Below are 23,669 nucleotides of genomic sequence, written 5' to 3'. Positions count from 1 at the left end.
CGCGTAAAACCGGGTAATCGCCCGGAAAATCCGCGAAAGGAACCCGTCATGTCCGCGCCCAAGAAAGTCGTGCTTGCCTATTCGGGGGGCCTTGATACCTCGATCATCCTCAAATGGCTCCAGACCGAATATGGCTGCGAGGTGGTGACCTTCACCGCAGACCTTGGCCAGGGTGAAGAGCTAGAGCCCGCGCGGGAGAAGGCGCAACTCCTCGGAATAAAAGCGGAAAACATCTATATCGAGGACTTGCGCGAGGAATTCGTGCGCGATTTCGTGTTCCCGATGTTCCGCGCCAACGCGCTTTACGAGGGGCAGTATCTTCTGGGCACCTCGATCGCGAGGCCCCTGATTTCAAAGCGGCTCGTCGAGATCGCAGCCGCAACCGGGGCGGATGCCGTTGCCCATGGCGCAACCGGCAAGGGCAATGATCAGGTGCGGTTCGAACTTGCCGCCTATGCGCTTAACCCCGAGATCAAGGTGATCGCGCCATGGCGGCTGTGGGATCTGACGAGCCGAACGCGGCTTATTGATTTCGCGGAGAAAAACCAGATCCCGATCGCAAAGGACAAGCGCGGCGAGGCGCCGTTCTCGGTCGATGCGAACCTTCTGCACACCTCCTCCGAGGGCAAGGTTCTGGAAAACCCGGCCGAAGCCGCGCCCGACTATGTCTATCAGCGGACGGTCAGCCCCGAGGACGCGCCCGACAGCCCCGAATTCGTCGAGGTTACGTTCGAGAGAGGCGACGCCGTGGCGATCAATGGCACGACAATGAGCCCGGCCAGCATCCTGACAACGCTGAATGACCTTGGCGGCAAGCACGGGATCGGGCGGCTCGACTTTGTCGAGAACCGATTCGTCGGCATGAAATCGCGCGGCATCTACGAGACGCCGGGCGGCACGCTGCTGCTGGAGGCGCATCGCGGGATCGAGCAGATCACGCTCGACAGCGGTGCGGGGCATCTCAAGGATTCGCTCATGCCGCGTTATGCGGAATTGATCTATAACGGGTTCTGGTTCAGCCCGGAACGCGAGATGTTGCAGGCCGCAATCGATCAATCGCAACTTCATGTGTCGGGCACGGTACGACTCAAGCTTTACAAGGGACATGTCGCCTGCGTGGGCCGCTGGTCGGATCACAGCCTCTATTCCGAAGCGCACGTCACCTTCGAGGAAGATGCCGGCGCCTATGATCAGAAGGACGCGGCCGGTTTCATCCAGCTCAACGCGCTGCGACTCAAACTGATCGCGGCGCGCAACCGGCGCCTCAAGGGCTAGATCCCCGGACGATCCGCGCTCGACCCGGCTGTTTCGACCCGATCAGCAGGACGCCGCGCTCTGCCATGCCGCGCAGCCGCGTGGATCCGGCCACCGCGCAGCGAGCGCAATCAGGCTGATGTGATCGGATTTGGTCTTGGCCGATGCCGTAACTCTGCTACCAGATGGACGCGCGGGACATCCGCCCGTGGATCAGGCAGGAGAACGGCATTGGAAGCGGGTTTCTGGCACGACCGCTGGAAGACGGGGCAACTCGGGTTTCACGAGGGACAGGTCAACCGGATGCTCGCGGCGCATCTCGGCGCGCTGGGGCTGACGTCCGGCGCACGGATCTTTCTGCCGCTCTGCGGGAAGACGCGCGATATCGCCTGGTTGCGGTCGCAGGGATATCGCGTCGCGGGTGCGGAACTGAGCGATGTGGCGGTCCGGCAACTGTTCGACGAACTTGACGTAAAGCCTGTCATTGCGCGGAAAGGCGATCTGACGCTCTATGCCGCGCCCGGGCTTGATATCTTTGTCGGCGACATCTTCGATCTGACGGCGGAACAGCTTGGCGCCGTTGATGCGGTTTACGACCGTGCCGCGCTTGTGGCACTGCCCGAGGACATGCGCCGCAAATATGCGACCCATCTGACGACGATCACCGGAACGGCGCCGCAGCTTCTGGTGACGTTCGAATACGATCAGACACTGATGGAGGGACCGCCGTTCTCAATCTCTGAGGAAGGCGCGGCGCAATTCTATCAGGCGGATTTCCACATCGCGATGCTGGACAAGGCAGAGGTGCCGGGCGGGCTCAAGGGACGGTGCCCGGCGTGGGAAAAGGCGCTGCTGCTGCGGCCTCTGGAATAGGGAACACCCTGCGCGCGCAAAGCTCAAGACCGCGTGACATCACGGGATTTTCGCTTGGCCAAAAGGCGGACACGCAGGCATCCTGAAGCAAGGAGGGCTTTTTGTCATGCTGATCGGGATGCGGGAAGTAAAAGGCGCGATGCTGGCGCTGCTGATCGCGGGGGCGCTGTGCCTTCAGGCGAAACGGCTCGAAGCGGCAGAGCGCGCGGTGCTGGTCGTCGCCGGCGGCTGTTTCTGGTGCGTCGAGGCGGATTTCGAGAAGGTGCGCGGCGTGATCGAGGCGGAATCCGGTTTCACCGGCGGCACGGTTGCGAATCCGACCTATCGCGCGGTGACGCACGGCGGCACCGGGCATCTGGAGGCGGTCCGAATCACCTTTGATCCGGCCCAGGTGACGCGGGGGCAGTTGCTGCACATGTTCCTGCGCTCGGTGGATCCGACCGATGCGCGCGGGCAGTTCTGCGACCGGGGCGAGACCTATACCACGGCGATATTCGTCTCAGATCAAACGGAAAAGGAGATTGCCAAGGCGGCAGTCGCAACGGCGGCAGCGGATCTGGGGAAAGAGGTGGTGACGCCGATACGCGATCTTGGCACGTTCTGGCCGGCAGAGGCCTATCATCAGGATTACTACAAGAGCCGCGATATCGTGCTCACACGGTTCGGGCCAAGACAGAAGGCGACGGCCTACCGGCTTTATCGCGATGCGTGCGGGCGCGATGCGCGGGTCAGGGAACTCTGGGGCGGGGACGCGCCCTTTGCCGGTCAGTCCTGAGAAAGAAAGGCGCGCACCTCGGCCAGACCGGGGATTGCCTCTGACGCGCCGTCGCGCGTGACCTGAAGCGCGGCGGCGGCGCTGGCCAGGCCAAGAGCGTCGCGAACCGGCTGACCCATGGCAAGCGCAGCAACCATGTAGCCGGCAAAACAGTCGCCGGCGCCAGTCGTGTCACGAACATGCACGCAAGGAGCGGGAACAGAGACGGTTTCGCCTTTTGACAGATCGCGCCAGTCCGCCCCTTTGGCCCCTTTTGTCACCAGCATGTTCGGAACACCAACCGGGCCAAGCGCCGCCTCAAGCTGTCTCGCCTCGATGTGATTGACAATGAGAAGCGTCACCAAGGGCAGCACGGCGCGCGCGGCCCCGACCTCGAACGGTGCGGCGGAATAGGCCACATCCGCACCCGCCTGCCGCGCAAGGCGCGCGGCCTCGACCTGAAGGTTGGTTTCGTTCTGCAAGAGCAGCCAATCGCCGGGTGCTACGCCCGAGAGGGCCTCGGCGACATGAGCCAAGTCAAGCGCACGGTTTGCGCCGGGATGGATCACGATGGCATTCTCGCCCGCCTCATTCACCATCACCAGAGCATGACCGGAGACGCCGCCCTGCGTGACAACGCCACCGACATCGACCCCAGCTTTGGCCAGCGCCGCCACCATCCACGCACCATCGCCGCCAACCGCGCCGACATGGCGCACCTTGGCCCCGGCGCGGGCGGCGGCGATGGACTGATTCGCGCCCTTGCCGCCCAGCATCCGTCGATAGCCTGTGGCGGGCAGGGTCTCGCCCGGTGCGGGCAGGCGGGGCAGGCGATAGATGTGGTCTGCGTTGATCGAGCCAAGGCACCAGACGTGCCCCGGCTTCACCGTTCCGGAAATACTCATGTCCGACCCCGCCACGGGCACACCGGTCAGCCTACCTTGCACGAGGCAAGGATCGCCATGTTGAGGATGTCGTTGGCAGTGAAATTGGACGAGCATATCTGGATCGAGGCATCCACCCCGGTCAGGATCGGACCAATCACCGTCGCCCCGGCCATCTGCTGCATCAGCTTGACCGAAATCGAGGCGGAATGGCGGGCCGGCACCACAAGAACATTGGCCGGGCCACTGAGACGCTGGAATGGATAGTTGGCCTGGGCCGCCGGATTCAGGGCGACATCCACGGTCATGTCGCCCTCGAACTCGAACTCGACGCCTCGGCGCTCCAACACCAGGGGCGCGCGCTGCATCTTTTCGGCGCGCTCGGACTTGGGGTAACCGAAAGTCGAGAAGCTGACAAAGGCGACGCGCGGCTCCAGCCCCAGATGCCGCGCCACATCGGCCCCGCGCATGGCGATGGTGGCCAGATCCTCTTCATCGGGCCATTCATGGACCAGCGTATCGGCGATGAGCACGATCCGCCCCTTGTGCAGAAGCGCGGTGACGCCAACCGCGCCATGTTCGGCATCTGCGTCAAACACGTGATTGATGAGATTGAGCACAGGGGCGGATTTTCTGGTGGCCCCGGTCACAAGCCCGTCGCCCTGGCCGTGGGCCAGCATGAGCGCGGCGAAAACATGACGATCACGCGCGGCGAGGCGGTGGATATCGTGCCGGTCAAAGCCCTTGCGTTGCAGACGATTGTAGAGGAAGGCCTTGTAATCGTTGAGGCGGTCGGTCTTGGCGGCGTTGACTACCTCGAGCTCACGCACCGCGTCGCCCATGCCGGCCGCGTCCAGCCTGGCCTTCACATCCTCGTCGCGGCCCACGACGAGGGCCTTGCCCAGCCCTGAACGTTGATACTGCACGGCGGCGCGCAGCACGCGCACATCGTCGCCCTCGGCAAAGATCATGCGGGCCTGCGCACGCCGCGCGCGCGCATGGATGCCGCGCAGGATGCTGGCGGTCGGGTCCATCCGCGATTTGAGCGAAAGCTCATAGCTTTCCATATCGATGATCGGGCGGCGCGCGGCCCCCGTCGCCATGCCTGCGCGCGCGACGGCGGGCGGGATGGTGTGGATCAGGCGCGGATCGAAAGGCGTCGGGATGATGTAATCGCGACCAAAGCTGAGCTTGCGGCCATAGGCAACGGCAACCTCGTCGGGCACGTCCTCGCGTGCGAGGCGCGCAAGCGCCTCGGCGCAGGCGATCTTCATCTCGTCATTGATCGCGCGCGCATGAACGTCGAGCGCGCCGCGAAAGAGATAGGGAAAGCCCAGCACGTTGTTGACCTGATTGGGATAATCCGAGCGCCCGGTGGCCACGATCGCATCGGGGCGCACGGCATGGGCGTCTTCGGGCGTGATCTCGGGGTCGGGATTGGCCATGGCAAAAATCACCGGGTTGTCGGCCATCGTGGCGACCATCTCGGGCGTGACCGCCCCCTTGACCGAAACCCCCAGAAAAACATCGGCCCCCCTCATCGCCTCTTCCAGCGTGCGCAGGCTTGTGGCGGCGGCGTGGGCGGATTTCCACTGGTTCATGCCCTCGGTGCGGCCTTGATAGATGACCCCCTTGGTGTCGCACATGAGGCAATTGTCATGCTTTGCACCCATGAACTTCAAGAGTTCGAGACAGGCGATACCCGCAGCTCCGGCGCCGTTCAGGACAATGCGCACATTCTCGATCTTCTTGCCCGAGAGGTGCAGCGCATTGATCAGACCGGCGGCACAGATCACGGCGGTGCCGTGCTGATCGTCGTGGAACACCGGAATATCCATCACCTCCTTGAGCTGCTGCTCGATGATGAAACACTCGGGCGCCTTGATGTCCTCGAGGTTGATGCCGCCAAAGGTGGGCCCCATGAGACGCACGGCGTTGATGAATTCGTCGGGGTCTTCGGTGTCAAGTTCGATGTCGATGGAATTGACGTCGGCAAAGCGCTTGAAGAGCACCGCCTTGCCCTCCATCACCGGTTTGCTGCCCAGGGCACCAAGGTTGCCAAGCCCCAGAACGGCGGTGCCGTTGGAAATGACGGCGACGAGATTTCCCTTGTTGGTATAATCATAAGCCAGTTCGGGATTGGCCGCGATCTCCTCGCAGGGCACGGCCACGCCAGGGGAATAGGCAAGGCTGAGATCGCGCTGCGTGTTCATCGGCACGGTGGCCTGGATCTCGAACTTGCCGGGCGTCGGTTCTAGGTGAAAGGCGAGCGCCTCTTCGCGGGTGTATTTGGGGTTGGTCATGGGGCGGACTTTCGGAAGAAGGATTGCACCTGCATAGCGGCGGTTGCGCCGCGCCTCAACAGAAAGGCGCGAAGGGGCTTTCGCCGGGGCGGCGCGGTGAGTAAGGTCCGCGCCAGCGACAAGGGGGGCAGCGTTGAGCGAGGCAGCATCGACCGTGACGCCGATGATGGCGCAATATCTGGAGATCAAGGCGCAATACCCGGATGCGCTCCTGTTCTACCGGATGGGGGACTTCTACGAGCTGTTCTTTGACGATGCTGCGGCCGCAGCCGAAGCGCTGGATATCGCACTGACCAAGCGGGGCAAGCATCTGGGCGAGGATATCGCCATGTGCGGGGTGCCGGTGCATTCCGCCGAGGGCTATTTGCTGACACTCATCCGAAAGGGATTTCGCGTCGCTGTCTGCGAACAGATGGAGGATCCGGCAGAGGCGAAGAAACGCGGATCAAAAGCGGTGGTGCGGCGTGAGGTGGTGCGGCTTGTGACGCCCGGCACACTGACCGAGGAGAGCCTGCTTGACGCGCGGCGGCATAACTATCTGGGCGCTTTCGCACAGGTGCGGGGCGAGGGTGCGCTTGCCTGGGTCGATATTTCCACCGGCGCGTTTCACGTCATGGCGCTCTCATCCGCACGGCTGGGGCCAGAGCTGGCGCGGCTGATGCCGCGCGAGTTGGTGGTGGCAGAGACAGATGAGGCCTGTTTGGCCGAAATAGTATCTGATATTGGTGCGTCCCTCACAGCGATGGGCACGGCGGCGTTTGACAGCACGGGGGCGGAAAGGCGGCTCTGCACGTTGTTTCGCGTCAGCACGCTGGAGGCGTTCGGGGCCTTTACCCGGCCTGAACTGGCGGCGATGGGGGCGATTGTCGAATGGCTGGACATCACGCAGAAGGGCAAACTGCCGCTCTTGCAGGTGCCTGTGCGGGAACAGGCAAGCCGTGTCATGCAGATCGACGCCGCGACACGGCGTAATCTGGAACTGACCCACGCGCTTGACGGGCGGCGGGCCGGGTCTCTGCTGGCGACCATCGACCGGACGGTGACGGCGGGGGGTGGGCGGCTGCTGGAACGGCGGCTGTCGAGCCCGAGCCTTGTGCTCGATGTGGTGCGTTCACGGCTGGCAGCGGTGAGTTTTGCGGTGGAACAGTCTCGAATGCGCAATGATTTGCGCGAGGCGCTACGGCGCGTGCCGGACCTTGACCGCGCGCTGTCGCGGCTGGGATTAGACCGGGGCGGGCCGCGCGATCTCGTGGCGATCCGCAATGGCCTGATGCAGGCGACACACATCGCATCACGGCTGGAGGGGCTGGATCTGCCCGAGGTGCTGCGCGACGCGGCGGCGGGGCTTGGGGGACATGAAGCGCTCTGCGACCTTCTTGATCAGGCGCTGGTGGCCGAACCGCCGCTTCTGGTGCGCGATGGCGGATTCATCGCGGCCGGATTCGATGCCGATCTCGACGAGGCGCGGCAATTGCGAGACGAGGGGCGCGGCGTCATCGCGGCGATGCAGGGAGAGTATGTCGAACAGACGGGCATCGCCTCGCTCAAGATCAAGCACAACAATGTGCTGGGCTATTTCATCGAGGTGACCACGACCCATGCGGACCGGATGCTTGCCCCGCCGCTGAGCGAGAGCTTCAAGCACCGGCAGACCACGGCCAACCAACTGCGCTTTACCACACCGCGCCTGACCGAGATGGAAAGCCGGATCCTCAACGCGGGCGGGCGGGCGATCGGGATTGAAAAACGGCTCTATGATGGCTTGAAAGTCGCTATTCTGGACAAGTCGGTGGAGATTGCGCAGACGGCAAGGGGGTTGGCGGAACTCGATCTGGCGATGGCGCTGGCCGATCTGTCGGTAAGCGAGAACTGGTGTGCACCGAAGGTGGACGAGAGCCGCGCGCTGCGGATCGAGGGCGGTCGGCATCCGGTGGTGGAACGCAGCCTGCGCGCACAAGGAGGTGCGCCGTTCATCGCCAATGACTGCGATCTTGGGGGCGAGAGCGATATCTGGCTTCTGACCGGGCCGAACATGGCCGGCAAGTCCACCTTTCTGCGGCAGAACGCGCTGATCGCGCTTTTGGCGCAGATGGGAAGCCATGTGCCCGCGCGTTCGGCACATATCGGGATGGTCAGCCAGCTTTTCAGCCGGGTAGGCGCGTCGGACGATCTGGCGCGCGGGCGCTCGACCTTCATGGTGGAAATGGTCGAAACGGCGGCAATCCTGAATCAGGCGGATGCGCGGGCGCTGGTGATCCTTGACGAGATCGGGCGCGGCACAGCGACCTATGACGGACTGAGCATCGCCTGGGCGACGCTGGAGCATCTGCATGACGTGAACGGCTGCCGCGCGCTTTTTGCCACCCATTATCACGAGTTGACGCGGCTGAGCGAACGGCTTGGCCGGGTGGCCAATGCCACGGTGAGCGTCAAGGAGCATGACGGCGAAGTGATCTTTCTGCACGAGGTGCGGCGCGGCGCGGCGGATCGCAGCTATGGTGTGCAGGTGGCGCGGCTTGCCGGTCTGCCCGAGACCGTCGTAGCGCGGGCGCGCGTGGTCCTCGATGCGCTTGAAAAGGGCGAGCGGGAGGGCGGTGTGGCGCGCAAGGCGCTGATTGACGATTTGCCGCTTTTCGCGGCCGGGCCTGCGCCGGCACGGCTAACGCACCCCGAGTCGGGAGTGGAGAAACGCCTCGCCGAAGTGATGCCGGACACGCTAAGCCCGCGCGCGGCGCTTGATCTCATTTATGAGCTGAAGGCGATGGTGGCCGGGACCGATTAGCCCCGCACCGAGATGTCACCCGCGATTGGACGACACGCCCACCTGCGCCGGGCGCAGAATACGATCATGCAGCATGAAGCCCTGCGCCGAAACCTGGATGATCTCGCCTGCCCTGGTGCCGGGAACGGGGGCCTCGAACATCGCCTCGTGATGACGGGGGTCGAACTTGTCACCCGGCTGCGGGTCGATCACGGTTATGCCGTGCTTGGAAAACACGTTCACAAGCTCACGCAGCGTCAGCTCGATTCCCTCGACAAGCGCGGCGGAAGCGTTGCGCTGATCCTCGGTGATCGTCTCAAGCGCACGCTTGAGGCTGTCATGTACGGGCAGCATGTCGCGGGCAAGCCGCGAACCGCCATATTGCTCGGCCTCGCGGCGATCCTTTTCCGAGCGTTTGCGCGCGTTCTCGGCATCAGCGAGGGCGCGCATGAAGCGATCCTGAAATGCGTCGCGCTCGGCCCGCAGCGCGTCGATATCGGCGGCCTCGCTGGTAATTTCTTCACGTCCAAGGGCCTGTTCCTCGGCGGCGGCCTCCTCGATATCGTCGAGGAAGCTTTCTTCTTTCGGCTCTGCCATCTTTCACCTCTCACTCCGGTCGGAGATCAACCTTCCCACAAGCTGTGCCGTGTAATCCACGATCGGCACGATACGCCCGTAGTTGAGGCGGGTAGGGCCGATCACACCCACCGCGCCAATGATCTTACGGTCCGCGTTCATATATGGAGAGACCACCAAAGAGGAACCCGAAAGTGAGAAAAGTTTGTTCTCCGAGCCGATAAAAATGCGCACACCGTCGCCTTCATCAGCGCGGTCGAGGAATTCGGCAATGTCGCGCTTGCGCTCCAGATCGTCAAACAGGATGCGGATGCGCTCCAGATCGGTCTCGTCCACCCCGGCGTCGATCAGATTCGCGCGTCCGCGAACGATCAGGCGCTCCTGGTTGTCGCCTTCGTCCTGCCAGACGGCAAGGCCGCTCTCGACAAGGGCGTGGGCAAGCTGGTCGATCTCCTGACGCCGCGCGGCAATCTCGCGGGCGATGCGGCGTTGCATGTCAGAAAGCGTCCGGCCCTCGACCAGAGAATTAAGGAAATTCGCCGCCTCGCGCATCGAGCTTGGGGTCTGGCCGGGAGGCGGAGTAAAGAGGCGATTCTCCACATGGCCATCGGCGAAGACGAGAACCACAAGCGCGCGGTCATGGCCCAGGCTCACGAACTCGATATGCTTGATCGGGGCCTCATGCTTTGGTGCAAGCACCAGCGACGCGCTTCGGGTCACGCCCGAAAGGGCAGAACCGATGCGATCGAGCATCCCGGTCACATCGCTGGAATTGCTGGTAACGGTGGCATCGATAAGTTCGCGGTCTGTATCTTCGAGCCCGCCAACCTCAAGCAGGCCATCGACGAACATCCGCAGCCCGTCTTGTGTCGGCACGCGCCCGGCACTGATATGCGGGCTGCCCAAGAGGCCGAGATATTCAAGATCCTGCATCACGTTACGGATCGTCGCGGCACTGATCTTTTCGCTGAAATCACGGGTGAGCGTGCGCGAACCAACCGGATCGCCGGTGGCAAGATATCCCTCGACCACGCGGCGAAACACCTCGCGCGAGCGGTCGTTGAGCTGATCGAGGATGGTGCTGGCGTCAGACATTCCCGCGGGCCTCCTGGTCAATCGAGCATTAAAGACGGGTTTGGGCAAAGGTCAATCGGGCTTGCCATCCGGGGTCGCCCCCATATATCCCCGCCCTGTCAGTACAAGGGGACAGAGATGCGGCCTTCGGGAAGAGATTTAAGCGAGATGCGCCCGGTTTCAATCGAGACCGGGATTCTGAAACATGCCGAAGGCTCTTGCCTGATCAGGATGGGCGACACTCATGTGCTTTGCACCGCGACGGTCGAAGAACGGGTTCCGCCGTTCGTGAAGGGCACGGGGCTTGGCTGGGTGACGGCGGAATACGGGATGTTGCCGCGCTCCACCAACAGCCGGATGCGGCGTGAGGCGGCGGTGGGCAAGCAGGGCGGGCGCACGGTCGAAATCCAGCGGCTGATCGGGCGGGCGCTGCGCGCCGGTGTGGACCGGGTGGCGCTGGGCGAGCGGCAGATTACCGTGGATTGCGACGTGATCCAGGCCGATGGCGGCACGCGCTGCGCCGCGATCACCGGCGGCTGGGTGGCGCTGCGGCTGGCCGTGGGCAAGCTCATGAAGGCGGGCGACGTGCTCAGCGATCCGCTGGTCGATCCGGTGGCCGCAATCTCCTGCGGAATTTATGCGGGCCAGCCGGTGCTCGACCTCGATTACCCCGAGGACAGCGCGGCGGGCGTGGACGGTAATTTCATCATGACGGGCGGCGGACGGCTGATCGAGGTTCAGATGAGTGCCGAGGGCGCGACCTATAGCCGGGCGCAGATGAACGCGCTGCTTGATCTGGCGGAAAAGGGCGTGGGCGAACTGGTGGCCAAACAGCGCGAGGCGATCAGTGCGTAAGTTCTCGGGCGATACGCTGCTGGTGGCGACACATAATGCGGGCAAGCTTGAGGAGATCGCCCATCTGCTCCTTCCTTATGGCGTCAAGGTGATCGGCGCGGCAGAGCGGAACCTGCCCGAGCCGGAGGAAACCGAGACCAGTTTTGTCGGCAATGCCCGGATCAAGGCCCACGCGGCCGCAGAGGCCACGGGCCTGCCCGCACTCGCGGATGATTCCGGGATTGCAATTGATGCGCTGGGGGGTGCTCCGGGCGTTTATACCGCGGATTGGGCCGAAACAGAGACTGGTCGCGATTTCGCCATGGCCATGACGCGCGCCCATGACATGCTGCTGGAACGCAAGGCGCGGCAGCCCTGGACGGCACGGTTCTGCTGCACACTGGTGCTGGCCTGGCCTGATGGGCATGATGAAGTGTTCGAGGGCACGGTCGATGGCTGGTTTGTCTGGCCCATGCGCGGGACCCAAGGCCATGGCTATGATCCGATCTTTCAGCCTGAAGGGTATGATGTGACCTTTGCCGAGATGAACCGTTGGGAGAAGAACCGGATCAGCCATCGTGCCGAGGCGTTCCGCAAGTTCGTTGACGGCTGCTTTGGCTGAGGATTGGCAGGAGGGGGGCTTTGGCCTCTATGTGCACTGGCCGTTCTGTCAGTCGAAATGCCCCTATTGTGATTTCAACAGCCATGTTGTCGCCTCGGTCGATCACGACCGCTGGCGCGCGGCTTATGTGCAGGAGATCGCACGTTACGCCGAATTGGTGCCTCATCGCGTGCTCAATTCGATTTTCTTCGGTGGCGGTACGCCGAGCCTGATGCCACCCGAAACCGTGGCCGCGATCATTGATGCCGCCCGCGCCGCCTGGCCGATGGCGAACGATCCCGAAATCACGCTGGAGGCCAACCCGACCTCGGTGGAAGCGGGGCGGTTTGCGGGCTATGCACAGGCCGGTGTCTCGCGGGTCTCGTTGGGTGTTCAGGCGCTCGACGATGTGGATCTAAGGCGGTTGGGCCGGTTACATTCGGTCGCTGAAGCCATTCAAGCATTTGAAATCGCAAAGAAATATTTTACACGGACGAGTTTCGACCTGATCTATGCGCGGCAGGGTCAAACGCTTGGGGGCTGGCAATCGGAGCTGCGCCGCGCGCTCGATCTGGCGGTGGATCACCTCTCGCTCTATCAGCTCACCATCGAGAACGGCACCGCCTTTGGCGAACGCCATGCAGAAGGGAAACTGCGTGGCCTGCCCGAGGAGGGGCTTGCCGCCGATATGTATCAGGCGACGCGGGACATTTGCGGCGCGGCGGGGCTGAACGCCTATGAAGTGTCCAACCATGCCCGACCGGGCGCTGAATCGCGACATAACCTGATCTACTGGCGTTACGGCGATTACGTCGGGATCGGCCCCGGCGCACACGGGCGGCTCAGCCATGATGGGGGTCGTCATGCAACCGAAGCCCGGCGGATGCCCGGAGAATGGCTTGACCGGGTCGAGCGCGGTTCGGGCGAATCGCTGCGCGCGGCCCTTCCGGCACACGAGCAGGCGACGGAATTTCTCCTGATGGGGCTGCGTCTCAGCGAAGGCATTGACATGGCGCGGTTCGAGCGGCTGGCAGGTGCGCCACTTGACGCCGAGACGGTGAGACATCTTGACGAGATCGGCATGATCAGGATCGAAAACGGGCGGCTCTGCGCCACGGAGGCCGGGCGCGCGGTGCTGAATGCGGTAATCTGCGAACTTCTGCCCTGATCAGCTACTCAGAAGCGCCATGAGACGGTCGAGATCGTCGAGCGACTGGTAGCGGATTGTCACCGCGCCATGTTCGTCCCCCGGCTTGTGATCGATGCTGACAGTCATCGAGAGCGCCGCGGAAAGATCGGCCTCCAATGCCATGGTGTCAGCGTCTTTCCCTGTCCTGGCGGCTGATCTGGGGCGGGTTCTGGGACTCACGCCCGTGGTCTCTGCCTTGGCGAGTTTCTCGGTTTCGCGCACCGAGAGCCCTTTCTGGATCACGGTGCGCGCGAGAGCCACCGCATCGGGCGCGGTGATGAGCGCGCGCGCATGACCAGCCGAGAGGCGCCCCTCGCGCAAATAGCCCTGGACCTCATCAGGCAGGTTCAACAGGCGCACGGCGTTGGCGATATGACTGCGGCTCTTGCCCAGAACCTCGGCCAGTTTTTCCTGCGTGTGGCCGAACCTTGTCATGAGCTGGCTGTAACCGGCAGCCTCTTCCATAGGGTTGAGATCGGCGCGCTGTATATTCTCGATAATCGCAACCTCGAGCACTTCGGTATCGGTAAATTCCCGAAGCAATACAGGCACTTCGTGGAGTTGCGCCATCTGCGCTGCCCGCCAGCGGCGTTCACCTGCCACGATCTCGTAAGATCCTGGCTCTCGAGGGTTCAGACGGACGATCAGGGGCTGAATAATGCCCTTCTCGGCGATGGAGCGCGCGAGATCGTCAAGCGCATCCGAATCGAAGTGGCGGCGTGGCTGCTGCGGGTTCGGGTGGACCTTTTCCACCGGCACCATCATGTCCGGCGTCCGTCGCTGCGTCTCGGATACCGGCGCGCTTTCCTTGACATCCGCCATAAGCGCCGAAAGACCGCGCCCAAGACCTCTTCCCTGACTGCGTGTCGTGCTCATCGCCTCAACTCCTTCTTGTCATGCCGCGGCGCGCGCATGCTTCTGCACGATCTCGCGGGCGAGATCCCGATATGCCTGCGCGCCCTTGGACACCGGATCGTAGGTCAGCACCGACAAGGCATAGGAGGGGGCCTCGCTCACACGGACATTGCGCGGGATTCGGGTCTGGAACACAAGTTCGCCAAGATTCTCGCGGGCGTCGTTCTCGACCTGCGCAGACAGATTGTTGCGCGCATCCACCATGGTCAACAGAACGCCCTCGATCCGCAGATCGGGATTGGCAGACTGGCGCACCTCGCGGATGGTGAGCATGAGCTGCGAAAGACCTTCAAGTGCGAAGAACTCGGACTGGAGCGGGATCAGCACGGAGTGAGCCGCCGCCATCGCATTGACCGTCAAAAGGTTGAGCGACGGCGGACAGTCGATCAGGATATAGTCGAGCAGCAGCCCGTCAATCGCCGGTTGACGCAGGGCATCATGCAAGAGAAAGCTGCGTTTTTCGTTTGAAATCAATTCGATATCAGCAGAAGACAGATCGACGGTCGCCGGGATGATCAGCAAACCATCATGTCCCGTGGCCTGCACGATCTGGTCAAGCGGAGCCTCGTCAAGAATGAAATCATAGGTGGTGAAGCCCCGCGATTCCATTTCCACGCCAAGCCCGGTCGAGGCGTTGCCCTGCGGGTCGAGATCAACAATGAGAACCCGCGCGCCCGTATCGGCGAGCGCAGCGCCAAGATTGATTGTCGTCGTCGTCTTGCCCACGCCGCCCTTCTGATTGGCGATCGCAATGATTCGGGGGCTGGTCTGGCGAAGGGGATCAGACACGAGAAATACCTCTGACACGCAGGATGACGGGGCCGGCTTCGGTCTTGCTTTTAACAACATGGGATGTGAATTGCCACGCCGATTGCGCATCGCGCAGCTCATCCTGCCAAGTGACACCCTTCGGGAAAAGCGCTGTGCCTCCGGGCTTCAGATGGCGGTCGGCGAATCCGAGTAGAACGGTCAGATCTGCAAGCGCGCGCGCGGACAGCACGTCGGCCTTCAGCGGGGGAATCGCCTCGATTCGGCCTGTAACGACCGTGGCCTTCACGCCTGTTTCCCTGATCACCGTATTGAGAAAGGCGGACTTCCGAACATCAGACTCGACCAATGTGACACGGGCCGGAGAGCCGGCATCCAGCGCGAGAATCGCGATGACAAGGCCGGGGAAGCCTCCACCGCTGCCAAGATCAGCCCAATGATCGACAGGGTGGGGCGCAAGATCATGGAGTTGCGCCGAATCCGCAAAATGCCGGATGCGATGATTTGCAAGCGAGGCACGGGACACCAGATTGATGCGTGGATTCCATTTCTCCAGCAAGGCGCTGTAGATGCCCAGCCGCTCATTTGTTTCACGTGAAACATCCTCATCGCTCATGCGCTGCGGACCCGCGCATCCTGACGCAGCTTGACGAGAACAAGAGCCAGCGCCGCAGGCGTCATACCCTCGATGCGCGCCGCCTGGGCAAGCGTTTCGGGTCGGGCCGCGCCCAGCTTGGCCTTCAATTCATTGGAAAGGCCATCAATGCCAATGTAGTCAAATCCGGGTGGAATCTCTATGGCCTCATCCCGCCGGAGCATTTCCACATCGCGCGCCTGACGCTCAATATAGTTGAGATAAGTCGCGTCCTTCTTGAGCTGATCGGCGATGCCCGGCGCGATTGCGGCGAAATCGCCGGAAATACGGGTCAGATCGGAAATCTCGACTCCCGGAAAGGCCAGAACCTGCATTGCGCTGCGCCGCGTGCCGTCTTGATTGACGTCGATTCCGACGGCAACAAGATCGTGTGGCGTATAGCTTGTCTCCTCCAATTGCTGGCGCGCGGCGGTGAGGTGCTCCATCTTGTCTCCAAAGCGGCGACGCCGCTCCTCGGACACACAACCGATTGAAAGCCCGATCGGGGTCAGTCGTTGATCGGCGTTATCCGCGCGTAGCGAAAGCCGGAACTCCGCGCGCGAGGTGAACATCCGGTAAGGCTCGGAAACACCGCGCGTGGTAAGATCGTCGATCATGACGCCGATATAGCTGTTTGTGCGGCTGAAATAGACCGGGGCCTCGTCCCGTGCGAAGCGCGCGGCATTGATCCCGGCAACCAGACCCTGGGCCGCAGCCTCCTCGTAACCGGTCGTGCCGTTGATCTGCCCTGCCAGATAAAGACCGGGAACAGAACCGACAGCAAGCGTGCTGTCGAGCGCGCGCGGATCGACGAAATCATATTCGATGGCATACCCTGGTTGCAGAATCTCGGCGCCTTCGAGCCCTGCAATGGAGCGGACATAAGCCTCCTGAACGTCCAGGGGTAACGATGTGCTAATCCCGTTAGGATAAATCACAGAATCGGAAAGGCTCTCCGGTTCGAGAAAAATCTGATGCGATGTCTTGTCCGCAAACCGCACGATCTTGTCTTCGATCGACGGGCAATACCTTGGGCCGATCCCCTCGATATAACCACCATACATCGCAGACCGGTCAAGGTTTGCGCGAATGATGTCGTGGGTGCGCTCATTGGTATGGGTAATGCCGCAGGATACCTGCCGCGCAAGCGGCTTGTCGGACAAAAAGGAAAACATCACCGGATCATCATCGGGCGGCTGAGTTTCAAGGTCTGCCCATGCGATCGTTCGCCCGTCAAGGCGGGGCGGTGTTCCGGTCTTCAACCGTCCAAGAGGAAGGCCAAAGCCATCAATTCGCTGAGCAAGACGAACGCTGGGCGGATCTCCGATACGACCACCCGGTCGCGATACATCCCCGATATGAATCACGCCCCGAAGAAAGGTCCCGGTGGTCAGAATCACCGCCTTGGCCGGAATCTCGCTACCGTCCGCGAGAATGACGCCACGCACAGCGTCATGCACCATAAGGAAATCGGCGGCTTCGCCTTCGATAATGTCAAGATTCGCCGTTTCGCCGAGTATTGCCTGCATGGTCTCGCGATAAATCCTGCGATCAGCCTGCGCGCGCGGACCCTGAACCGCCGGACCCTTGCGACGGTTCAACAGGCGAAACTGGATCCCGGCCCGGTCGGCAACCCGCCCCATGACACCATCAAGTGCGTCAATCTCGCGCACCAGATGGCCTTTGCCCAGCCCGCCGATTGCAGGATTGCAGGACATGACCCCTATCCCGGACCGCGAAAGGGTTACAAGCGCCGTGTTCGCCCCCATCCTGGCTGCGGCATGGGCGGCATCCGCGCCTGCATGGCCACCCCCGATCACAAGCACATCGAATTGTTTCACGTGAAACACTCCTTACTTGCCAAGGCAGAAGCTGGCGAATATTTCACCCAACACCGTCTCGACGTCGATGCGTCCTACCAGAGAATCAAGCGCGCGTATCGCGGCATGAACCTCTTCGGCGGCAAGATCGGTTGCCGACTCGCCCGCGTCAAGGAGTCTGCATGCGGAATCGAGCGCCACGACGCCCTTGCGCATTGCCGACTCGTGCCGTGCCCGGATCGCCACACCCGCGCCCTGCGCGCGACCCTGAAGGCAGTCCGTCACACGCCCGATCAGATCGTCCATGCCCGCGCCCGTCAATCCGGAAACCCCATCGCCACCTGGATAAAGGTCTGATTTCGCTTGTAGAACGATGTCGCCCGGCTGAATGAGATCCTCAAAGCCCTCACCCGTTTCAGTCAGGAAAATACGCAGATCCGCATCCTCTCCGCGGGACCGTGCCCGGGTGATGCCAATGGCTTCGACCGCATCCTCTGTTTCACGCAGGCCAGCCGTATCAAGAAGGGTGACGGGCAGACCGCCAAGGTCCATGCGCACTTCGATTACATCCCGCGTCGTGCCTGCATGTTCGGATGTGATGGCCGCCTCGCGCCCGGCAAGCGCGTTGAGCAAAGTGGATTTACCGACATTCGGCGCACCCAGAATGGCAACCTCAAAGCCTGTCCGAATACGTTCCGCCACGCCGAATCCCGTAATCTGAGTATTCAGCCCGGCCATCACGTCCGACAACAGCGTCCGCACCTCTGGCGTCACGTCAACCGGAACGTCTTCGTCGGCAAAATCGATGGTTACCTCAAGCAGGGCCGCAGCCCGCAGAAGCGCCTTGCGCCACATGGCGCAATTCTCCCCAAGAGCACCCGAAAGCACGCGCATGGCCTGACGACGCTGGGCTTCGGTCTCAGACTCGAGCAGGTCGGCAAGCGCCTCGACCTGGGTAAGGTCGAGACATCCATTGCCGAGCGCGCGGCGGGTAAACTCGCCCGGATCGGCCAGACGAAGGCCAGGAAAATCTCCCAGAATCCGCAAAATAAGTGCGATGACGGCAGCGCTGCCATGAACCTGAAGTTCCAGGACAGATTCACCCGTGAAGCTGGCCCGATCCGGAAAGAAAACAACGATTGCCTCGTCAATGCGTTCGCCTGATCCATCCCGGAGAACGCGCAGCGCCGCATGGCGCGGTGCGGGCAAACCACCGCAAAGCAGATCGGCCACGGATGCCACATCCGGACCTGAAACCCGAATGATTGCGACGCCCGCCTTGCCTTGCGCGGTGGACAACGCAAAGATCGTGTCCATAATCGGGATCCGCCCTGACGCTCAGGTATTCATCGAATCGAAGAATTCGGCATTCGTCTTGGTTTGCTTTAGCTTGGAGAGCAGGAATTCGACGGCATCTGTCGTGCCCATCGGATTGAGAATCCGGCGCAGAACGAATGTTTTTTGCAGATCGACCTTGTCGATCAAGAGATCCTCCTTCCGCGTGCCGGATTTGAGGATATCGATAGCCGGGAACACCCGCTTGTCGGCAATCTTGCGATCAAGAACGATTTCCGAGTTGCCCGTGCCCTTGAACTCTTCGAAGATCACTTCATCCATGCGGCTTCCGGTGTCGATCAGGGCCGTTGCGATGATTGTCAGAGACCCGCCTTCCTCGATATTACGCGCAGCCCCGAAGAACCGCTTGGGGCGCTGAAGCGCGTTGGCATCGACGCCCCCGGTCAACACCTTTCCGGAAGACGGAACGACGGTGTTGAACGCACGGCCAAGCCGCGTGATGGAATCGAGAAGAATAACCACATCACGTTTGTGCTCGACCAGCCGCTTTGCCTTTTCGATCACCATTTCCGACACGGCGACATGCCGGGTGGCTGGTTCATCAAACGTCGAACTAATGACTTCGCCTTTCACTGACCGCTGCATGTCGGTCACTTCTTCGGGTCGCTCGTCGATCAGAAGAACGATAAGATAACATTCGGGATGGTTTTTCTCGATGCTGTTCGCGATATTCTGCAAGAGCACGGTCTTGCCCGTACGGGGTGGAGCGACGATCAACGACCGCTGGCCCTTTCCGATCGGCGCGACAAGATCAATAAGACGAGCTGAGCGATCCTTGATCGTCGGATCCTCGATCTCCATTTTCAGGCGCTGATCGGGATAAAGCGGCGTAAGGTTTTCAAAGGCGATCTTGTGCCGCGCCCGCTCTGGATCCTCGAAATTGATCTGCGTGACCGAGGTCAGTGCAAAGTAGCGCTCGGTATCGTCGGGCTGGCGCATCTCGCCTTCGATCGTATCCCCGGTGCGCAGCGAATACTGGCGGATCATATCCGGTGAGACATAAATATCGTCGGGACCGGGAAGATAGTTGGCCTCGATCGAGCGAAGAAAACCGAAACCGTCCTGAAGAACCTCAAGAACCCCGTCACCATAGACGATCCAGCCGTCTTCGGCGCGTTCCTTGAGGATCGAGAACATCATCTCGCCCTTGCGCATGGTCGATGCGTTCTCGATCTCGAGATCTTCTGCAATTGCAAGCAACGCCTTGGCGCTAAGCGCCTTGAGATCAGACAGGTTAAGACGTTCTACGGACATAGGAGACCTCGACATCGACAAGCCATTCATGGCCATGGATGGACTATTAGGGGATTTCATAGCAACCGGACGGCGCCAATCCGTCTCTTAAAGACTGGGCTGGGAATCGTCAACCGCCTTGGCCAATCTGGGCCGGTGATCCTTTACATATAAAGAGATATGAAAAGAAAATGATGATGATGTAGTGTCTGGTACTCTCTGTGGATTATGACGTTATCATGCTTTTCATCCACATGTGGACAAGCCTGTGGAACGTTTATCGCAGAGTTCCCAGAACCTAGGAGGATCAAAATTTTTAATTTAAATACATATATTTAAATTAATATCTAAGCCTGATTCCATATTGCCGGTCTGTAGATAACCAGCCAGTCACGGAGTTGTCCAAACACCGGATTCATCCTTGTCCCCAATGAAGAAAACCGGGATTGTCAGGCCGTGAGGTGGCAGAGCCTTCGGCCCTTCGCAGGTTTTGCCCGCTCCGTCTGCGGTATCATGGACTTGTCATCAGGTTATCCACATGTCTTTCTCACTCATTCTGGCCTCTGCCTCGCAAGCGCGGCGCATATTGCTTGAGAACGCGGGCTTGAACGTAGAGGTCCGCCCGGCGCGGGTTGACGAAACGAGCCTTCGTGACGCGCTTCTTGCCGAGGGGGCGAAGCCGCGCGATATCGCTGATGCGCTAGCCGATATGAAAGCTCTCAGGGTCGCTCGGAAATCGCCCGATCGCCTGGTGCTGGGCTGCGATCAAATACTTGATTTGGATGGAGAAATCTTGTGCAAGCCCAAGACGATCACGGATGCACGCACGCAACTGATGCGCATGCGTGGACGGACACACGATCTTTTGTCGGCGGCGGTAGTTTACGGGAACGGCACCCCCATCTGGCGCCATGTGGGCCGGGTTCGAATGACAGTCCGACCTTTCAGCGAGGACTGGCTGGAGGGATATCTGGTAAGGAATTGGCCGGATATCGCCGAAAGCGTCGGCGCCTATAAGCTGGAATCCGAAGGCGTCCGCTTGTTTTCACGGATTGAAGGCGATTATTTCACGGTGCTGGGCCTGCCACTGCTTGATCTTCTGGCCTTTCTGACACTGCGTGGGGATTTGCCGCAATGAGCCATGATCGTATACCGCTTGCCGGTGTGATCGGATCTCCGATCGCCCATTCCCGTTCTCCGCAACTGCACGGGCACTGGCTAAGAACCTTGAGTATCCGTGGGTTTTACATACCCATGGATGTCACAGAGACCGATCTTGGCCAGGTGTTGCGCATGTTGCCGAGAATGGGATTTGTCGGTGTCAACATCACCGTTCCGCACAAGGAACGGGCAATGGCCCTCGCCGATATGGTGACGGATCGAGCCGCGATCATAGGAGCGGCGAACACGCTTGTTTTTCAAAAAGATGGCGTGATTCAGGCCGATAATACAGATGGGTATGGGTTCATTGAAAATTTGCGCCAGAATGCACCCGGGTGGGACCCGACCGCCGGGCCCGCAGCGGTTCTGGGTGCGGGCGGGGCGGCAAGGGCCGTGGTCGCGGCGCTTCTGGATGCGGAGGTTCCGGAAATCCTGATCTCTAACCGCACCCGACTCAGGGCGGAAGTCCTGCAACAGGACTTTGGGCACAGGCTGCGTGTCGTGGATTGGGTGCAGGCAGGCAACATGCTGGAACAGGCAGCGACGGTGGTGAATACAACATCGCTCGGGATGCTCGGTCAACCGCCCTTGCGCGTGCCGCTCGACGGGTTGCGAAAGGGCGCGCTGGTCACGGATCTTGTTTACGCCCCTCTCAGAACCCGGCTTCTTGAGGTGGCCGAGGCGATGGGCTGTGTCACGGTCGATGGTCTGGGAATGCTTTTGCATCAGGCTGTGCCAGGCTTCGAGCGTTGGTTCGGTGTCCGCCCCGAGGTGGATGCCGCGACGCGAGCGGCGGCGCTGAGATGACGTTCCGGCTTGGCTTGACCGGCTCGATCGGCATGGGAAAATCGACAACCGCGCGGCTTTTCGTCGAGGCGGGTTGCGCATTGTGGGATGCGGATGCCGCCGTTCACAGAGTTTATGCGCGCGGTGGCGCAGCGGTCGCCCCGATCGCGGCCTTGTGCCCCGAAGCGGTGATCAATGGCGAGGTCAGCCGCGCGCGCCTCAAGGAAATCATCGCGTGCGATCCCGCCGCTCTTGGCCAGATCGAGGCTATCGTACATCCGCTTGTGGCCGAGGATCGCGCCGCGTTCCTGGCCGCGCAAACAGCAGATATCACCGTTCTGGATATCCCGCTGCTATACGAGACCGACATGACGGGTCTTGATGCCGTGGTGGTTGTCACCGCGCCCGCCGAAGAGCAGCGCGCCCGCGTTCTTGCACGAGGTACCATGAGTGAGGCAGATTTCGAGACCATTCAAGCCCGACAGATACCCGATGCGGAAAAGCGCCGTCGCGCGGATTATGTGATCGAAACCGATACGCTTGAGCATGCGCGCGAACAGGTGCAGGCTGTGCTGGCAGACATAAGAGGGCGGCGGATCAATGCGTGAGATCGTTCTTGATACCGAAACCACCGGTTTCGAACCGTCCGAGGGGCACCGCATTGTCGAGATCGGGGCGATCGAGCTTTTCAATCATATGCCCACAGGGCGGACATATCATCAGTATATCAACCCCGAGCGCGGCATGCCGGACGAGGCATTCGCCGTGCACGGCATTGGCCCTGACCTGCTTGCGGCGCCGCGGCCGCCGCGCGACGGAGAGGTGACGTTACGCGACAAGCCGACCTTTGCCGCGATTGGCGCGACATTTCTGCAATTCGTGGCCGATGCACGACTCGTGATCCACAATGCCAGCTTTGACATGAAGTTTCTCAATGCCGAACTGAGTTGCGCCGGATTGCCCGGTCTCGGTTTTGACCGGGCGATTGACACGCTGAGCATGGCGCGCACGCGATTTCCCGGTGCGCCCGCGTCGCTTGATGCGCTGTGCCGCCGCTTTGCCATCGACAACACCGCACGCACGCTGCACGGCGCATTGCTCGATTCCGAGATCCTGGCAGAAGTCTATCTGGAACTGATCGGTGGCCGGCAACCGGATTTTGCCCTGGCTGTGGGGGGCATGGCCAGTGACCCGCAATCGCGGCGGGCGAGTCAGGAAAACTGGCGCCCTGCGCCGCGACCCAGGCCGCTTGCGGCTCGGCTGAGCCCGGAAGAAAGCGCCGCCCATGATGCGTTCGTTGCGAACATGGGCGGTGCTGCGCTCTGGTCGCGGTGATCAGGCGCTTGCGGTTTGCGACTGTGCCTGACGGCGCGCTATCTCTTGCCGGTAAAGTTGTACGAAATCAATGTTTTCAAGATTGAGCGGCGGGAATCCTCCATCGCGCGTCACGTCGCTGACGATGCGGCGTATGAAGGGGAAGATCTGGCGCGGGCACTCGATCAGAAGGAACGGGTGAAGCTGATCCTCGGACACGCCCTCGATGTGGAAAATGCCGACATAGTCCATTTCCAGAACGAAAAGCGGCTCTTCGCCACCCTTGTTGCGCGAGGTGACGTTGATCTTGCACGCAACCTCGAACTGATGATCAAGGGCACGCTTCTTGGCGTCGAGATTGACCGCTACCTGAATATCGGGCTGAACCTCGCCGCCGGTGCCGCGCTGCGCCAACACGTTCTCGAACGAGAGGTCGCGCACATATTGCGTGAGTATGTGCATCCTGAGTTGCGGTTGCTGGCTTGGCTGGGTGCCTTCGGTGCCGTGCGGCGCGGCACCATTCTCGTTTTCGGCCATCGGGATCTCCTGATTGGGCTGTATTTGGCGACTGCTTAGCAG

At 61.5% G+C, this 23,669-nt stretch carries 22 protein-coding genes; 11 read left to right on the top strand and 11 right to left on the bottom strand.

Annotated elements, in window-relative coordinates:
- Window positions 1–48 precede the first annotated feature (48 nt).
- The 3 genes from KAK09_RS08105 (at window position 49) to msrA (ending at window position 2,902) form a co-directional block, all read left to right on the top strand.
- Window positions 49–1,275 (top strand): argininosuccinate synthase, encoded by a 1,227-nt coding sequence (locus KAK09_RS08105; RefSeq protein WP_210878428.1) that lies wholly within the window; start codon window positions 49–51, stop codon window positions 1,273–1,275.
- Window positions 1,276–1,485: 210 nt separating this feature from the next.
- Window positions 1,486–2,127, top strand: coding sequence for a thiopurine S-methyltransferase (gene tmpT / locus KAK09_RS08100; protein ID WP_210878427.1), 642 nt, complete (start codon window positions 1,486–1,488; stop codon window positions 2,125–2,127).
- Window positions 2,128–2,233: 106 nt separating this feature from the next.
- The gene (gene msrA, locus KAK09_RS08095) at window positions 2,234–2,902 is read left to right on the top strand and encodes a peptide-methionine (S)-S-oxide reductase MsrA (RefSeq protein WP_210878426.1); all 669 of its coding nucleotides are present in this window, start codon (window positions 2,234–2,236) and stop codon (window positions 2,900–2,902) included.
- On the opposite strand, the gene KAK09_RS08090 is transcribed toward msrA, so the two are convergent.
- Window positions 2,893–3,786, bottom strand: coding sequence for a ribokinase (locus tag KAK09_RS08090; RefSeq protein ID WP_210878425.1), 894 nt, complete (start codon window positions 3,784–3,786; stop codon window positions 2,893–2,895). The two genes, msrA and KAK09_RS08090, sit on opposite strands and share 10 nt — an antisense overlap.
- Window positions 3,787–3,812: 26 nt before the next feature.
- The gene (locus KAK09_RS08085; protein ID WP_210878424.1) at window positions 3,813–6,068 is read right to left on the bottom strand and encodes an NADP-dependent malic enzyme; all 2,256 of its coding nucleotides are present in this window, start codon (window positions 6,066–6,068) and stop codon (window positions 3,813–3,815) included.
- 163 nt (window positions 6,069–6,231) lie between these two features.
- Between KAK09_RS08085 and mutS the strand changes: the two genes are divergently transcribed.
- Entirely contained in the window at window positions 6,232–8,850 is a 2,619-nt protein-coding gene (mutS, locus tag KAK09_RS08080; protein ID WP_210878524.1) for a DNA mismatch repair protein MutS, read from the top strand.
- Between the two features lie 15 nt (window positions 8,851–8,865).
- On the opposite strand, the gene KAK09_RS08075 is transcribed toward mutS, so the two are convergent.
- Both KAK09_RS08075 and hrcA read right to left on the bottom strand, forming a co-directional pair.
- On the bottom strand, window positions 8,866–9,426 hold the full coding sequence (locus tag KAK09_RS08075) for a nucleotide exchange factor GrpE (protein WP_210878423.1): 561 nt from the start codon (window positions 9,424–9,426) through the stop codon (window positions 8,866–8,868).
- Window positions 9,427–9,429: 3 nt separating this feature from the next.
- Window positions 9,430–10,500 carry a heat-inducible transcriptional repressor HrcA gene (gene hrcA, locus KAK09_RS08070; protein WP_210878422.1) on the bottom strand — a complete coding sequence of 357 codons (1,071 nt, stop codon included), beginning with the start codon at window positions 10,498–10,500 and terminating at the stop codon, window positions 9,430–9,432.
- A gap of 117 nt (window positions 10,501–10,617) precedes the next feature.
- Here hrcA and rph point away from each other — a divergent pair, with 117 nt between their 5' ends.
- Genes rph through hemW form a run of 3 tightly spaced genes read left to right on the top strand, consistent with a single transcriptional unit; the run spans window position 10,618 to window position 13,082 of the window.
- Window positions 10,618–11,334 (top strand): ribonuclease PH, encoded by a 717-nt coding sequence (gene rph / locus KAK09_RS08065; RefSeq protein ID WP_210878421.1) that lies wholly within the window; start codon window positions 10,618–10,620, stop codon window positions 11,332–11,334.
- Window positions 11,327–11,935 (top strand): RdgB/HAM1 family non-canonical purine NTP pyrophosphatase, encoded by a 609-nt coding sequence (gene rdgB / locus KAK09_RS08060; protein ID WP_210878420.1) that lies wholly within the window; start codon window positions 11,327–11,329, stop codon window positions 11,933–11,935. The genes rph and rdgB overlap by 8 nt, the downstream gene beginning before the upstream one ends.
- Window positions 11,892–13,082, top strand: a complete 1,191-nt coding sequence (hemW, locus tag KAK09_RS08055; RefSeq protein WP_336244435.1) for a radical SAM family heme chaperone HemW — start codon at window positions 11,892–11,894, stop codon at window positions 13,080–13,082. The genes rdgB and hemW overlap by 44 nt, the downstream gene beginning before the upstream one ends.
- Here the strand turns inward: hemW and KAK09_RS08050 are convergent, their stop codons facing one another.
- From KAK09_RS08050 to rho, 6 genes are read right to left on the bottom strand one after another with little or no spacing between them, the layout of a single operon-like run.
- The gene (locus KAK09_RS08050; RefSeq protein WP_210878419.1) at window positions 13,083–13,979 is read right to left on the bottom strand and encodes a ParB/RepB/Spo0J family partition protein; all 897 of its coding nucleotides are present in this window, start codon (window positions 13,977–13,979) and stop codon (window positions 13,083–13,085) included. It lies immediately after the preceding gene.
- An 18-nt stretch (window positions 13,980–13,997) separates the two neighbouring features.
- On the bottom strand, window positions 13,998–14,807 hold the full coding sequence (locus KAK09_RS08045) for a ParA family protein (RefSeq protein WP_336244434.1): 810 nt from the start codon (window positions 14,805–14,807) through the stop codon (window positions 13,998–14,000).
- The gene (rsmG, locus tag KAK09_RS08040; RefSeq protein WP_210878417.1) at window positions 14,800–15,402 is read right to left on the bottom strand and encodes a 16S rRNA (guanine(527)-N(7))-methyltransferase RsmG; all 603 of its coding nucleotides are present in this window, start codon (window positions 15,400–15,402) and stop codon (window positions 14,800–14,802) included. Before rsmG ends, KAK09_RS08045 begins: the two co-directional genes overlap by 8 nt.
- Window positions 15,399–17,270, bottom strand: coding sequence for a tRNA uridine-5-carboxymethylaminomethyl(34) synthesis enzyme MnmG (gene mnmG / locus KAK09_RS08035; protein WP_210878416.1), 1,872 nt, complete (start codon window positions 17,268–17,270; stop codon window positions 15,399–15,401). The genes rsmG and mnmG overlap by 4 nt, the downstream gene beginning before the upstream one ends.
- 3 nt (window positions 17,271–17,273) lie before the next feature.
- A complete protein-coding gene (mnmE, locus tag KAK09_RS08030; RefSeq protein WP_210878415.1) occupies window positions 17,274–18,557 on the bottom strand; it encodes a tRNA uridine-5-carboxymethylaminomethyl(34) synthesis GTPase MnmE in 1,284 nt (427 codons plus the stop codon).
- Between the two features lie 21 nt (window positions 18,558–18,578).
- Window positions 18,579–19,850 (bottom strand): transcription termination factor Rho, encoded by a 1,272-nt coding sequence (gene rho, locus KAK09_RS08025; protein ID WP_210878522.1) that lies wholly within the window; start codon window positions 19,848–19,850, stop codon window positions 18,579–18,581.
- 517 nt (window positions 19,851–20,367) lie between these two features.
- On the opposite strand from rho, the gene KAK09_RS08020 reads away from it, so the two are divergent.
- From KAK09_RS08020 to dnaQ, 4 genes are read left to right on the top strand one after another with little or no spacing between them, the layout of a single operon-like run.
- The gene (locus tag KAK09_RS08020; protein ID WP_210878414.1) at window positions 20,368–20,967 is read left to right on the top strand and encodes a Maf family protein; all 600 of its coding nucleotides are present in this window, start codon (window positions 20,368–20,370) and stop codon (window positions 20,965–20,967) included.
- Window positions 20,964–21,797, top strand: coding sequence for a shikimate dehydrogenase (locus tag KAK09_RS08015; RefSeq protein WP_210878413.1), 834 nt, complete (start codon window positions 20,964–20,966; stop codon window positions 21,795–21,797). Before KAK09_RS08020 ends, KAK09_RS08015 begins: the two co-directional genes overlap by 4 nt.
- Window positions 21,794–22,384, top strand: coding sequence for a dephospho-CoA kinase (coaE, locus tag KAK09_RS08010; protein WP_210878412.1), 591 nt, complete (start codon window positions 21,794–21,796; stop codon window positions 22,382–22,384). Before KAK09_RS08015 ends, coaE begins: the two co-directional genes overlap by 4 nt.
- Entirely contained in the window at window positions 22,377–23,111 is a 735-nt protein-coding gene (gene dnaQ, locus KAK09_RS08005; RefSeq protein ID WP_210878411.1) for a DNA polymerase III subunit epsilon, read from the top strand. The genes coaE and dnaQ overlap by 8 nt, the downstream gene beginning before the upstream one ends.
- On the opposite strand, the gene secB is transcribed toward dnaQ, so the two are convergent.
- Window positions 23,112–23,627, bottom strand: coding sequence for a protein-export chaperone SecB (secB, locus tag KAK09_RS08000; protein WP_210878410.1), 516 nt, complete (start codon window positions 23,625–23,627; stop codon window positions 23,112–23,114).
- Window positions 23,628–23,669 lie beyond the last annotated feature (42 nt).

The sequence above is a fragment of the Roseovarius autotrophicus genome (genome assembly GCF_018069895.1).
Taxonomy (GTDB): domain Bacteria; phylum Pseudomonadota; class Alphaproteobacteria; order Rhodobacterales; family Rhodobacteraceae; genus Roseovarius; species Roseovarius autotrophicus.
The sequence above is the reverse complement of the archived record's forward strand: the minus strand, read 5'-3'. Positions and strand labels throughout refer to the sequence as shown.